General features: G+C 63.7%; 13 protein-coding genes. 8 read left to right on the forward strand and 5 right to left on the reverse strand.

The genetic code is table 11. The features are described from left to right. Nucleotides 1-334 precede the first annotated feature (334 nt). The gene (locus tag QA642_RS24260; protein ID WP_283079089.1) at nt 335-751 is read left to right on the forward strand and encodes a DUF3597 domain-containing protein; all 417 of its coding nucleotides are present in this window, start codon (nt 335-337) and stop codon (nt 749-751) included. A gap of 76 nt (nt 752-827) precedes the next feature. Here the strand turns inward: QA642_RS24260 and QA642_RS24265 are convergent, their stop codons facing one another. Then, nucleotides 828-1103 carry a GNAT family N-acetyltransferase gene (locus tag QA642_RS24265; RefSeq protein ID WP_283079090.1) on the reverse strand — a complete coding sequence of 92 codons (276 nt, stop codon included), beginning with the start codon at nt 1101-1103 and terminating at the stop codon, nt 828-830. A gap of 103 nt (nt 1104-1206) precedes the next feature. On the opposite strand from QA642_RS24265, the gene QA642_RS24270 reads away from it, so the two are divergent. Both QA642_RS24270 and QA642_RS24275 read left to right on the forward strand, forming a co-directional pair. Further along, nucleotides 1207-2142 carry a tetratricopeptide repeat protein gene (locus QA642_RS24270; protein WP_283079091.1) on the forward strand — a complete coding sequence of 312 codons (936 nt, stop codon included), beginning with the start codon at nt 1207-1209 and terminating at the stop codon, nt 2140-2142. A gap of 200 nt (nt 2143-2342) precedes the next feature. Further along, entirely contained in the window at nt 2343-2741 is a 399-nt protein-coding gene (locus tag QA642_RS24275; RefSeq protein ID WP_283079092.1) for an SPW repeat protein, read from the forward strand. A gap of 47 nt (nt 2742-2788) precedes the next feature. On the opposite strand, the gene QA642_RS24280 is transcribed toward QA642_RS24275, so the two are convergent. From QA642_RS24280 to QA642_RS24290, 3 genes are all read right to left on the reverse strand, one after another. Beyond that, complete coding sequence (locus QA642_RS24280; protein ID WP_283079093.1) at nt 2789-3064, reverse strand: GNAT family N-acetyltransferase; 276 nt, start codon at nt 3062-3064, stop codon at nt 2789-2791. A gap of 11 nt (nt 3065-3075) precedes the next feature. Beyond that, nucleotides 3076-3591 carry a DUF3828 domain-containing protein gene (locus QA642_RS24285; protein ID WP_283079094.1) on the reverse strand — a complete coding sequence of 172 codons (516 nt, stop codon included), beginning with the start codon at nt 3589-3591 and terminating at the stop codon, nt 3076-3078. Nucleotides 3592-3676: 85 nt separating this feature from the next. Next, complete coding sequence (locus QA642_RS24290; protein ID WP_283079095.1) at nt 3677-4036, reverse strand: hypothetical protein; 360 nt, start codon at nt 4034-4036, stop codon at nt 3677-3679. Between the two features lie 94 nt (nt 4037-4130). Here QA642_RS24290 and QA642_RS24295 point away from each other — a divergent pair, with 94 nt between their 5' ends. The 3 genes from QA642_RS24295 to QA642_RS24305 all read left to right on the forward strand — a co-directional run bounded on the left by QA642_RS24295 (nt 4131) and on the right by QA642_RS24305 (nt 7208). Further along, entirely contained in the window at nt 4131-4628 is a 498-nt protein-coding gene (locus tag QA642_RS24295) for a hypothetical protein (RefSeq protein ID WP_283079096.1), read from the forward strand. A gap of 105 nt (nt 4629-4733) precedes the next feature. Beyond that, on the forward strand, nt 4734-6341 hold the full coding sequence (locus QA642_RS24300; protein WP_283079097.1) for an acyl-CoA synthetase: 1608 nt from the start codon (nt 4734-4736) through the stop codon (nt 6339-6341). A 9-nt stretch (nt 6342-6350) separates the two neighbouring features. Then, on the forward strand, nt 6351-7208 hold the full coding sequence (locus QA642_RS24305; RefSeq protein WP_283079098.1) for a DUF296 domain-containing protein: 858 nt from the start codon (nt 6351-6353) through the stop codon (nt 7206-7208). Between the two features lie 135 nt (nt 7209-7343). Here QA642_RS24305 and QA642_RS24310 read toward each other — a convergent pair whose 3' ends face one another. After that, nucleotides 7344-9407 carry a DUF1217 domain-containing protein gene (locus QA642_RS24310; RefSeq protein ID WP_283079099.1) on the reverse strand — a complete coding sequence of 688 codons (2064 nt, stop codon included), beginning with the start codon at nt 9405-9407 and terminating at the stop codon, nt 7344-7346. 1024 nt (nt 9408-10431) lie between these two features. Here QA642_RS24310 and QA642_RS24315 point away from each other — a divergent pair. Both QA642_RS24315 and QA642_RS24320 read left to right on the forward strand, forming a co-directional pair. Then, entirely contained in the window at nt 10432-10998 is a 567-nt protein-coding gene (locus QA642_RS24315) for an SRPBCC family protein (protein WP_283079100.1), read from the forward strand. A gap of 2 nt (nt 10999-11000) precedes the next feature. Further along, entirely contained in the window at nt 11001-11954 is a 954-nt protein-coding gene (locus QA642_RS24320; RefSeq protein ID WP_283079101.1) for a cytochrome D1 domain-containing protein, read from the forward strand. The last annotated feature ends 20 nt before the right edge of the window (nt 11955-11974 follow it).

Below are 11974 nucleotides of genomic sequence, written 5' to 3' on the forward strand. Positions count from 1 at the left end.
GATCGCTAGCTCCCTTGCCGGGCAGCCGCATCCGGCGCCGGCAACGGCGCAAGCGGCCGCCATTCTCTGAGTTGCGCGATCCCTACCAGACGCGAATTCCGGAAGGCATCGCGAGCTGAACAGGAAGCGTACGCCCATTTCCGAGACCTGTCCCTCACGCTCGGGTGAAATTCGATGCCGCAATGCAACCTCGAATGTGTCATTCGGTCGTCATTTCGCCGCAGATAAGCTGATGCTGCTTGTTCGTTCGCAGGAACGCGGGCGCAACGCGGTAACTTCGTCTATAAGTGTGCCACTCAAGGCCCTTCTAACGGATCCTTTTCGGGGAGCAGACATGAGCATTTTCGGGAAAATCATGGGCGCGATCTTCGGCAGCCATCCGGCTGCCGCCGCACCCGCAGGCAGCGCACCGTCGTCCAGCGCGCCGTCGTCCGGCGCGCCCGCCAGCGCCGCGCCGGCTGGATCGGCGCCTGCTGCCGCGCCGGCGGCAACGGTCGACGTCGCTGCGATCGTCGACAAGGCTGCGGCCGCGCACAAGGGCGAGAAGCTGGAGTGGCGCACCTCCATCGTCGACCTCATGAAGGCGCTCGACATCGATTCCAGCCTCGCCGCCCGCAAGGACCTCGCCAAGGAGCTCGGCTATAGCGGCGACATGAACGACTCCGCCAGCATGAACGTCTGGCTGCACAAGCAGGTGATGTCCAAGCTCGCTGCCAATGGCGGCAAGCTGCCGCCGGAAATCAAGCACTGACCGCTCGATCGGTCATTGCCAAGGGATTGAGCCAAGGGATTGAGAAGGGCCCGCGATCTCGCGGGCCCTTTTGCTTTCAAGCGACGAGATCCGCATCCTCCGGATGCTTGTCGAGATAGTCGACGACGAAGCCGCAGCCGGCGATCACCTTCCGGCCGTCGCGACGGATCAGCTCTAGCGCGCCCTTCACCAGTTCGGACGCGATGCCGCGGCCGCGCAGCGCGCGCGGCGTCTCGGTATGGGTGATCATCACGGCCGACGGTGTCAGCCGGTAATTGGCGAAGGCGACCTCGCTGCCGACGTCGAGCTCGAAGCGGCTCCTGTCCTTGTTGTCGCGTACCGATGCCGCCATGCCAGATCCTTCCGAAGCGCTGCCTGTTTCCTGATCTAGGCGCCTGAACCGGCCCTTGCCAAGGTGCGACCAAGGGAGGTTGCCGCAGGGGAGATATCTCGAAATGCGTGTCGCACTCAGCTTTCCCGCGCTGCTCGCTGTCTTGCTTTCGACGGCGCCGCTGCCGGCTGCGGCCGAAGGCGGTCCGGTCTGGGACGCATGCGTCGGGCCCACCAGCACGCCGGAGGAGCGGGTCAAGGCCTGCTCGACCGTAATCGAGACCAGGAGCGAGAGCGGCCACCGGCTGGCGGGCGCCTATTGCAATCGCGGCCATGGTCTCACCGAGGAGCGCGAGCTCGACGCGGCGCTGTCGGATCTCGACGAGGCGGTCCGGCTCGCTCCCGACTATGCCTGCGCCTTCAACAATCGCGGCCGTGTCTACAGCTTCAAGCGCGACTATGATCGCGCCATCGCCGATTACGACCAGGCCATCAGGCTCGATCCCTCGCTGGCGCTGGCCTACAGCAACCGCGGCGAATCCCGCTACAACAAGGGTGATCTCGATGGCGCCTTTGCCGACTTCGACGCCGCGATCAAGCGCGATCCGAACTATGCCACGGCCTACACCAATCGCGCCCTGGTGTACTATCGCAGGCACGACATGGCGCATGCGCTCACCGACTACACCATGCGGATCAAGCTTGCGCCCAGCCTGCTCGCCTATATCGACCGCGGCAACGTCTATCGCGACAGCGAACAGCTCGACCACGCCGCTGCCGATTATGGCGAGGCGATCCGCATCGCGCCGACCGATGCGCGCGGCTGGCGCAATCGCGGCATGATCCGGCTCTACCAGGGCGACAACAAGGGCGGTCTTGCCGACTACGACAAGGCGCTGCAATACGATCCCTCCGACGTGTTCTCCTGGAACAATCGCGGCCAGGCCAGGCTTCGGCTCGGCGACAAGCAGGGCGCGATCGCCGACTTCAGGAAGGCGTTGGAATTGAAGCCCGGCCTGCCGGTCGCGCGCGAGGCGCTGCAGAGGCTCGGGGCGCTGTAGCCGCAGTGCGATATGAGTTGGCGACCTGCGAAGATCGCGGCGGCCATCGAAATAATCCTCGCAGCCGCTCTTGCGCGGTCGCCGGCGGCTCCCACGTCTTTTGCAGGACATACGCCCGAATGCGGCAGGCAGGGTCGCGAGATATTCGGTGTGTCATGATCGCCAGCCGCAGACGTATGCCTCTGTTGTGGGAGGGTACGATGTCGGACTTTGGTTTCTTGAATACTCATCGAACATGGGAAGACTGGTGCGGGATGGTGCTGGGCGCACTGATCGTCGTCTCGCCGTGGTTTCCCATCCAGGATCAGCCCGGGCTCGCCGGAGACTCAATGGTCATCCTGAACGCGGTCGCAGTCGGCCTGATCGTGTTTGGCATCAGTCAGCTCGAATATGTCGCGCTGCAACGCTGGCAGGAGGTGGCAACGATCCTGCTCGGATTGTGGCTCATCGCCTCGCCCTATTTCCTCGGCTATTCCGCTGAAGGGTTCCTGCGCATCTACCACACCAGCCTCGGCGCGGTTGCGGTGCTGCTCGGCGTGCTGCTGCTGTGGCAGGACTGGGATCTGACTGATCAGGACCTGCTCAAGCACGGGCAATAGGCCGCAGATGTCGGCGGGCCCGCGCGGCTACGAGCGGGCCCGTGCGCTCATCGCTTCACCAGGTCCTGATACTCCGGGTGCTTCTCGATCCACGCCTTCACGAACGGGCATTGCGGGATCAGCTTCAATCCGGCCGCGCGGACCTGGTCGAGCGCGCCTTGCACCAACTTTGAGCCGACGCCCTTGCCGCCGAGCTCCTTCGGCACGTCCGTATGCTCGAAGGTGATGACATCGTCATCGAGCTTGTAATGCTCCGTCGCGAGATGGCCCTCCACCTCGAGCTCATAGCGGTGATGGGCCTTGTTGTTGATGACGTCGCTCATGTCGTCTCCGGTCAGCTCTTCAGCGAGTCCGTCAGCATCTTGCGGATCGACCAGGCTTCGCCGTCGGAGGAGCCCTTGATGTCGTCGATCTTCCAGCTACTGGCCTCACGCACGAAGTCGTAACGCACGATCTGGTCGGCCGGTTTCCGGTCGTTGCGGTGGCCGGTGATGGTCACCGCGACCGTCGCCTTGTCGGCCTCCATCTTCTCAGCGTCAACCTTGAACGACTTCACGTCCGGTTCCTGCGAATTGGTAACCGGATCGAAATCGACCGGGCCGACGTCGCCCTTCGGCGTGTGCGCATCCGCCTTGGCCCACAGCGCGACCAGCGATTTGGAGAGGTATTTTGACTTCGCCGCCTTGTTCTCGATGACGAAGGCGGCGCCACCGTCGCCCTTGCCCTTGGCGGCGCGGGTATAGATCGCGGTCAGGATGGCGACGGGATCGCTGGGAGCCGGGGTTTCGGCGAAGGCCGGGGCGAATCCTGCAAGCAGAGAGGCGGCGACGAAGGTCCGACGGGTGAGCATGAAATGTCCCTGAGATGATGGCGCGCGACAACAGGCCGGAGTGGCCGGCGCGTATCTCTGTAGACCGATGGAGCGGCTGTTCGGTTCAATCACTCGCCTTGGCGAGCCTGGAGTCTTCCGGCTGCGGCTGTTGGCGGAGGCAGCCCTGGCAGATGACGAGGGATCGGTTGACCCTGGCGTCCTGCTCGGCCTCGATGCCGTCCTGCGCCTGCCACCATTCCCTGGAATAGGGCTGAAGCCCGGCTTGCGATCTGGTGCGCTCGGAGCTGGCGGCGCGCGTTGCACGCAATGACGCAGAACGCGGCTGGTTGGGATTCTCGCCGGCGCCGTCCCAGGCGTAGCGTGCAGGCCTGAAGGCGGGATCGGGGGCGAGATGGGCTTGCGGGGCGACGGCACATCCGGCGAGCGCCAGCGACAACAGGAGGAGGGCGGGCGCTTTGACCATGATGCGGCACTCTGTACGCGAGAACTGAGGGAGGTTGCGCTGATCATGTTTAAAATTCCCTGAACGATCGTGCCCGCACCACCGACAAACGCGCATGCGCTATCTCATCCTCCTGCTCGTTCTCGTCGCCTCCATTGCGCGAGCTGACGATGCGAAGCCGTTCAATCCCTCGGACTATCCGCCCGCCGTGCAGAAGGCGCTGCATTATGCTAACGAGGAATGCAGCGGCCAGGATGGCGGCGCCGTGACCTTCGCCCCGGATACGGTACGTAAGGTCGATCTGACGGGCGATGGCCGCGAGGACTACATCGTCGATTTCCGCGACACCAAATGCGGCGACCGCGAGACCACCTATTGTGGAACCGGCGGCTGCGTCATGACCATCCTGGTGACGCTGCCGGATGGCAGCGTGCGCCAGGTGTTCGACGGCTATGTCCGCAGCTACAAGATCCTGGCGCCGCCGATGAAGCGCGGCGCCGCGCGCACCATCCGGTTCGATCTGCACGGCAGCTATTGCGGCGGTTTTGGCGCGCAGGCCTGCGTCAAGGAGAGGGCGATCACGGCGATGCCGTTCGCATTCAAGCAGCCGTAGGGCAGGCGCGCGGCCGATGGTCTTGCGGCGGCGCCGACGATGGCGATAAATGGGCTCTAATGAGCGGGCGGCTTGCGCGCCGACCGCACTCGAAGAGGAAGCCCGATGCAGCCCCTGCGCATGTCCCGCCGCGTCATGAATCTCGCTTACATGCTGACCCAGAATGCCCGGCGGCATGGATCGCGTCCCGGTTTCGTCTGGGGGGACAGATCCTGGACCTGGCGCGAGATCGATGTGGAGGTCTCCGCGCTGGCCGCAGCGCTCGCTGCGCGCGGCATTGCCAAGGGCGACCGCATCCTCGTCCATTCCAAGAACGGCGGCGAGATGTTCTTCTCGATGTTCGCCGCGTTCCGGCTCGGTGCCGTCTGGGTCCCCACCAATTTTCGCCTGATGCCGGACGAGGTCAGCTATCTCGCCGAGGCCTCCGGCGCGAAGGCATTTTTGTGCCATGCCGATTTTCCCGAGCATGCCGCTGCGGTGAAGGGGGGCGCGCTCGAATTCACCTGGAGCGTCGACGGGAAGGCGTCGTTCGGCGAGACGTCGGTTGCGGAGGCCATCGCGTCGCGAGCCGGAGCGGTCGTCGAGAACGTCGCGGTCGAGCACGACGATCCCTGCTGGTTCTTCTTCACCTCCGGCACCACCGGCCGTTCCAAGGCGGCGGTGCTGACCCACGGCCAGATGGGTTTTGTCGTCACCAATCATCTCGCCGATCTCACCCCTGGTGTCACCGAAGCAGATGCCTCGCTGGTGGTGGCGCCGCTGTCGCATGGCGCCGGCGTGCATCAGCTGGTGCAGACCGCGCGTGGCGTGTGCACCGTGCTGCTGCCGACCGAGAGGTTCGACATCGACGAGGCCTTCCGCCTGATCGAGAAGCATCGGGTCGCCAATCTCTTCACCGTGCCGACCATTTTGAAGATGATGGTCGAGCACCCCGCCGTCGACAAATACGATCATTCCTCGCTGCGCCACGTGATCTATGCCGGCGCGCCGATGTATCGCGAGGATCAGAAGACGGCGCTGAGGAAGCTCGGCAAGGTCATCGTGCAGTATTTTGGATTGGGCGAGGTCACCGGCAACATCACGGTTCTGCCGGCGGCACTGCACGACGCCGAGGACAGTCCGCAGGCCAGGATCGGCACTTGCGGATTTGAACGCACGGCCATGCAGGTCTCGATCCAGGACGACGAGGGCCGCGAGCTCGCAGCCAACCAGAGCGGCGAGATCTGCGTGATCGGGCCTGCGGTGCTCGCCGGCTACTACGACAACCCCGAGGCCAATGCGAAGGCGTTCCGCAACGGCTGGTTCCGCACCGGCGATCTCGGCCACATGGACGAGGAAGGCTTTATCTACATCACCGGCCGCGCCTCCGACATGTACATCTCCGGCGGATCCAACATCTATCCGCGCGAGATCGAGGAGAAGATCTTGACGCACCCCGCCGTTGGCGAGGTCGCCGTGCTCGGCGTGCCCGATGCGACCTGGGGCGAGGTCGGCGTCGCCGTCTGCGTTGCGCGCGAAGGCGCGAAGCCGGTGAGCGAAGCCGAGATGGCGGCGTTCCTGTCGCCGAAGGTGCCGCGCTACAAGATGCCGAAGCGCTTCTTCTTCTGGGAGGCGTTGCCGAAGTCCGGCTATGGGAAGGTGCCGAAGCGCATGGTGCGCGACGAACTCGAGGCGCGCGGGCTGCTCGATCTCGACAAGACGAAGGCGGGCTGAGCGTTGGGGATGCGGAATATCAAGCAGCCGGGTGCGCCACTTCCCGAACGTATCCAGTGGGTGGAGGCGAGGGGGCGCGCCTTTTCGTTTACGCTTCAAGCCGGCCTGCCGTTGCTGGAAGCCGCGCGCCGCGGCTTTGCCGCGGAGGGATTTGCCGGTGGCGTGCTGAATTTCGGCCGCGGCGCGCTCGGCCCGTTCGCCTATGTCATGCCGGCGCTGTCGAAGACCGGCGAGAACGCAGCGTTCTACAGCGATACGTTTCGGCCCGGCGGCGTGACGCGCACCAGGCTCGGCAGCATGACGCTCGGCTCGCGCGACGGCGCGCCGTTCTTCCATTGCCACGGGCTGTGGACCGAGGCGGACGGCAAGGCAAGCGGCGGCCACATGATGCCGGACGAGACCATTGTCGCCGAGCCGTTCGAGGTCGAGGCGTTCGGCCTCGATGGCGCAGCGTTCACGGCCGAGGTCGATCCGGAGACCAACTTTAGGCTGTTCGGACCTTTGGCCTCCGCGAGCACCGGCGCGGGCACGAGCCGCGCCTTCGCCTTGCGGCTGCGGCCCAACCAGGATTTTGCCGGCTGCCTCGAAGGCTTCTGCCGCGCGCACGGCATCGCCCGCGCGAAGATTCATGGCGGCGTCGGCTCCACCATCGGCGCGCGCTTCACCCTTGGCGGCGTGACCGAACCGTTCGCGACGGAGCTGGCGGTGACGGCGGGTACGATTGCGCCGGGCGCGTCGGGCGCACTCGAAGCGGCGCTCGACATTGCCCTGATCGACTACACCGGCGGCATCGCGGAGGGCCGCTTGATCCGTGGCGACAATCCCGTGCTGATGACCATGGAGCTGGTGCTCGAGGTTCTGGGCTAAAGCATGATCCGGAAAAGTGCGCAGCGGTTTTCCCTCGCGACAAACGCGGAACGCGTTTGCGCGGAGATCATGCGCAAACAACAAGCTAAAGCGCGATGACTGATCTCATCGCGCTTTAGGATCGCCGGGCGATCATCAGTGCGAACGTAGCTTGGCAATGGCCAGGTACGTCGAGTCGCTCAACCCCGAGTTCGATCCCTGAAAGAGGTTGAGCAGAGGAGATTGAGCCTGACCGGTGCTCTGGCTGTTTCTGATGTCGTACATCGCGGAGAAACGGTTCAACAGCTTTGCAACCTTGGTGGGATCTGACAGATCCGTGATCTTCATGAATCTGTCCACGAACTTGGCCTGCTGATCGATCGGCATCGCTGCCATCGAGTCCGGCAGATCGAAGGTGGTCCTGAACACCTCCGAGAGAGCCTTGTCGGCGAGGATGTCGTATGCGGAGGTGATTTCGCCCGCCTTGCGCTGGAAATAGAGCGCGAGGCGCACGCCGGGATTCGTCTCACCCTGCTGCTGCTCCAGGCTTTGCTGAAGATAGTTCGCCTGTGTTTCCCGGAATTGATCACGCTTCTGGGGACCCATCATCGGCAGGCGCGCGACGTTGCCTTTGCTGTCGAAGTTGAACGATGCCACGATTTCAGCGAAGCGAGGATCGCTCTGCGTGTTCGCGAAGCTCTTGGGATTGTTCAGGTCGGAGGCGAAGATCTTCTTGAGAAATTCGGTGCTGACCTTCTTGGGATCCAGGCCTTTTGCGGCGAGAATGAAATCGACCATCTTCCGGTTATCAAGCAGCTCGGAAACGCTGTCGATGCCAGCGATGGCCTCCTGATAGGACGTCGCGTCTTTCTGGGCTTGTGCCCGAACTGCCTTCTGCTGATCGGGCCTTGCCTGCTTCACTGCTTGAATGACGTAGTCCCTCGCAATATCGAGGACTTCGGCCGGGTCCTGAGCCACCAGGGGCGTCGTCAGGTTGCCTTTTGCGTCGAAGTTGAAGGCGCGCGCAAGCTCGACGTAGCGATTGTCCTTGAGCGTATAGACGTAGCTCTTGGGATCGCTGAGGTCGCTTTCGAGCACCTTCTTGACGGTGTCCTGCGAGACCTTTGCGGGATCGAGGCCGACGGCGCCCAGCGCGAAGTCATACACCGCTGGAGTCGATACGAACGTCTGGAGCGAATTGATGGTGAGGACGGCCGTTCTGAATTGCCTGATGGCGAAAGCTTCGTTCAGCGGGCTTGCCGCCGCATAGACCGCGGACTTGCTGTCGTCGAACGCCTTTGTCGTGAGCGTGACGTTTGCAGCAGTCTGGGCGGACACACCTGACGGAAGCGATCCGTCAGGCGAAAACTCGAACGCGCCGGCCAGGTCTACAAAGTTGCCAATCGTCGCGATCTGGTCGCCGAGGTCGGATACGCTCTTCGTGTACGATTCCAGGTGTTGCTTCTCGACCAGGATCTGGATCTTCAACTGGGTCACGTCAGCGCCCGGCTGCGAGAGTTGGGCCGTGTAGTCGGCAATCTTCGTATTGGTGGCGCTCACGTCCGATTTGGCCTGAGCGAGCTGGGCGTTGAGGCCAGTCAGTTGAGATGCGAAGGTGGTGTTGACGTAGCTGTTGGGATCGGACGCATCGCTGCGCAGGACTTGGCTTATCGTGTCACGCGGCCACTTGCTTTCATCGATCCCGAACGCCGAATAGACGTAGTTGCGAAGACGATCGTCGTTCAGGAGCTGGTCTGCACTGGTGATGTTGCCGATTTTGGCGTTGTAATATTTCGTGTCGTCGGCAAGCGCGTCGACCTGGCTCTTCTTGGTCGCCGTGTACAGACCGATCATCTCGTCGGTCTGGTCGTCCGATTGCGCGACCGGCGTTGCCGCGCCGTTGAAGGAAAATGCCGCGGCAAACTCCCGGTAGCGCTTGTCGACCAGCTTGTTGACGAAGCTCTTGGAGTCGTTGAGGTCGCTCTCCAGCACCTTTTTCATGAAAGCCTTGGCGTAGGCCATGTCCTCCAGGCCATATGCCTTCATCGCATAATGATAGAGGCGATAGTCCTTCATGAAATCGTCGACGGTCTTCACCTTGCCGATGTTGGCCTTGTAATAGGCGGCCTCCCGCGCGACGTCCGTTTGCTGTTCGATCCGCGTCAGCGACTGCTTAAGATTGCGCGTGATGTAGCTGTAGCTGAAATAGGTTGTGACCATCGCGCATTCCTCGCGGCTTTAGTGTCCCGGACGTCCGTCAATCATTGCCGGGGTCGCGAGGTGGGAGCTGGCCTCATGCCAGCAAACTGTCTTACGTCGTCTCGGGGCGTTTCTGGCCTGCAATCTCAAGTGTTAGTTCGTGCCCAGTAACGCTCGCCGGGTCGATTTCTGTTTATTTCTAAATGTTTCTCAGATGCAGCTTTCGCGAGGATTGTGTTCCCGTTATGTTCTTGTCGAGTGCTCCCCGTAGACGGACTGAGGTGACATGCTTCGTCTTCATTGGGCATTTGAACTTGCGGACACACTTTCGCATTCTCGCGGCACACCGTGCCCGAGCTTTGCGGCAATCACCGCCCTCGAAAAACGCCGAGGGCGCAGGGAAGGCCGGGTGCCGGCCGGGCACCCACGGTCCGCTGTGCGCGAAATGCGCTGGACGATGATGCACAGCGGCATACAGGTGAAGCCAAACATCCGGCCTTCCCTGCGCAGTGGTTTGACGGCTTATGTCGCGCTCTCCCCGGGGAGCGATGCACTATTGCCCCCGTCGCCTTGCGGATGGCTGACGCGCGGACCCGGTCGGGCACCACGCATCACCGCAAGATTTGGCGCACAGACCCCGGGCGCCAGGACCACACGATTTTGCCGTACGCAGGCTGCACCGGTCGTGTGCGCGCTAGCCGTTGCTCACGGTGTGACCGCCCTGCAAACCGCTTTCGCGCCGACGCCGCCTGCGCCCACCACGTCCCACCCCGCATGTCGTGACGATCGCGATACGCCCCTCGGCCCGGGCTGGGATGGCCGAAATATGCGGTACTTCCGAATTCGTATAAAGCGAATTGTTTTCGCGCCGATACATTGACCCTGCTCTTGCGTGTGTTGCCTGTCGGGCAACGCAACGGATGGTGTGGATGGGCGAGCGCCCCCGCCACAGCCGTGCCGCGAACCGGTCTCGCCACGGTCCAAAAATGCGCTACCATGGCCTCAGCGCGCCTCAAGTCGCGCAGATGAAGAGTGAGGAAACGGTATGAGGACGAGAAGCGGAACGGCGATCGCCGGGGTGGCGGCGCTGGCGGTGGCGGGGATGGCTCTGACGGCTGTGTTAGAGCCGGTCTGGGCCCACGGGCCGACCCGGCAGAAGGTGCGGGAATCCATCGAGATCAACGCGGCCCCGGCCAAGGTGTGGGCGGTGATCGGCAATTTCCAGGACATGAGCTGGCTTCCGCCCGTGACCAAAACCGAGGGCGACAAGGGCAACGAGATCGGCGCGACGCGGAAGCTGACGCTGACCGGCGGCGCCACGGTTGACGAGGAGCTCTACAAGTTCGACGCGGCCGCGATGACCTATTCCTACCGGATCACCACCGTTGACGTGAAGGTGCTGCCGGTGACCAATTATTCCTCGACGTTGACGGTCACGCCCAGCGCCGACGGCAAGGGTTCGACGCTGGAATGGGCTGGTGCGTTCTACCGCGGCTATCCCAACAACGATCCGCCGCCAGAGCTGAGCGACGAAGCCGCCAAGACCGCGGTGAGCGGCCTCTACAAGACCGGCCTCGAGGCGCTGAAGAAGAAGATCGAGAGCGGAAGCTGAGCGTGCGCACCCTGGTTCTGGCGGCACTCGCCGCCAGTATCTGCATCGTGGGTCTCGGCTGCGCGTCCGCCGAAGAGGCGTTCGTCACCAACCAGCTCAGCGACGATCTGATGGTCGTGGACCTCGCGACATCACGCAGCGTTGCGACCATCCCGATCGGCGGCAAGCCGGCCGGCATCGCCGTCAGCCCGGACGGGCGCTTTGCCTACGTCACGAGCCCGGACGCCAAGGCGGTGACGGTGGTCGACGCCGCAACGCGGCAGGTCGCTGACCGCATCGAGGTCGGCGGCGGCCCGCTCGGCATTGCGGTGGCGCCCGACGGCCGCACCGTCTATGTCGCCGACTGGTATGCGGCGGCGGTGCGGGTGATCGATGCGGCCTCGCGGCGCCTCACCGCCAGCATCTCGGTCGGCGCTTCGCCGTCGGGGCTCGCGGTGACGCCCGACGGCAAGCTGCTGCTCTCGGCAGACCGTGACGACGACAGCGTCTCGGTCGTGGCTACCGCGACGGGCGAGCGCAAGGCGAGCATCAAGGTCGGCACCCGCCCGTTCGGCGTGACCATCGATGCCGAGGGCAAGCGCGCCTACACCGCCAATGTCGGCTCCGACGACGTCTCCGTGATCGACATCGCTGAGGGGCGTGAGATCGCCCGCGTGCCGGTCGGGATGCGCCCCTATGCGGTCGCGCTGACGCTTGGGCGCGGCTTCGTCACCGACCAATATGGCGGCACCGTCAGCGTGTTCGATCTCGCGAGTTTGAAGCCGGTCAAGCGCATCAATGTCGGCGACTATCCCGAAGGCATCAACGCGACCGCCGACGGCAAGCGCGTCATCGTCGCCTGCTGGGAGAGCAACACGCTAAGCATCATTGACGCGGCTGAGCTGAAGGTGATCGGCGAGGTCAAGACCGGCGACGGGCCGCGGGCGTTCGGGGCGTTTTTGCGGAAGACGGAGTAGGGCGTCTACGGCATTGCATC

It is taken from the genome of Bradyrhizobium sp. CB2312, assembly GCF_029714425.1.
Taxonomy (GTDB): domain Bacteria; phylum Pseudomonadota; class Alphaproteobacteria; order Rhizobiales; family Xanthobacteraceae; genus Bradyrhizobium.

What these genes read in the sequence shown, in the direction of transcription:
- QA642_RS24285 (WP_283079094.1), bottom strand. Translation starts at nt 3,591, where the DNA reads ATGCTCACCCGTCGGACCTTCGTCGCCGCCTCTCTGCTTGCAGGATTC.
- QA642_RS24290 (WP_283079095.1), bottom strand. Translation starts at nt 4,036, where the DNA reads ATGGTCAAAGCGCCCGCCCTCCTCCTGTTGTCGCTGGCGCTCGCCGGA.
- QA642_RS24260 (WP_283079089.1), top strand. Translation starts at nt 335, where the DNA reads ATGAGCATTTTCGGGAAAATCATGGGCGCGATCTTCGGCAGCCATCCG.
- QA642_RS24275 (WP_283079092.1), top strand. Translation starts at nt 2,343, where the DNA reads ATGTCGGACTTTGGTTTCTTGAATACTCATCGAACATGGGAAGACTGG.
- QA642_RS24270 (WP_283079091.1), top strand. Translation starts at nt 1,207, where the DNA reads ATGCGTGTCGCACTCAGCTTTCCCGCGCTGCTCGCTGTCTTGCTTTCG.
- QA642_RS24315 (WP_283079100.1), top strand. Translation starts at nt 10,432, where the DNA reads ATGAGGACGAGAAGCGGAACGGCGATCGCCGGGGTGGCGGCGCTGGCG.
- QA642_RS24300 (WP_283079097.1), top strand. Translation starts at nt 4,734, where the DNA reads ATGCAGCCCCTGCGCATGTCCCGCCGCGTCATGAATCTCGCTTACATG.
- QA642_RS24280 (WP_283079093.1), bottom strand. Translation starts at nt 3,064, where the DNA reads ATGAGCGACGTCATCAACAACAAGGCCCATCACCGCTATGAGCTCGAG.
- QA642_RS24265 (WP_283079090.1), bottom strand. Translation starts at nt 1,103, where the DNA reads ATGGCGGCATCGGTACGCGACAACAAGGACAGGAGCCGCTTCGAGCTC.
- QA642_RS24310 (WP_283079099.1), bottom strand. Translation starts at nt 9,407, where the DNA reads ATGGTCACAACCTATTTCAGCTACAGCTACATCACGCGCAATCTTAAG.
- QA642_RS24305 (WP_283079098.1), top strand. Translation starts at nt 6,351, where the DNA reads ATGCGGAATATCAAGCAGCCGGGTGCGCCACTTCCCGAACGTATCCAG.
- QA642_RS24295 (WP_283079096.1), top strand. Translation starts at nt 4,131, where the DNA reads ATGCGCTATCTCATCCTCCTGCTCGTTCTCGTCGCCTCCATTGCGCGA.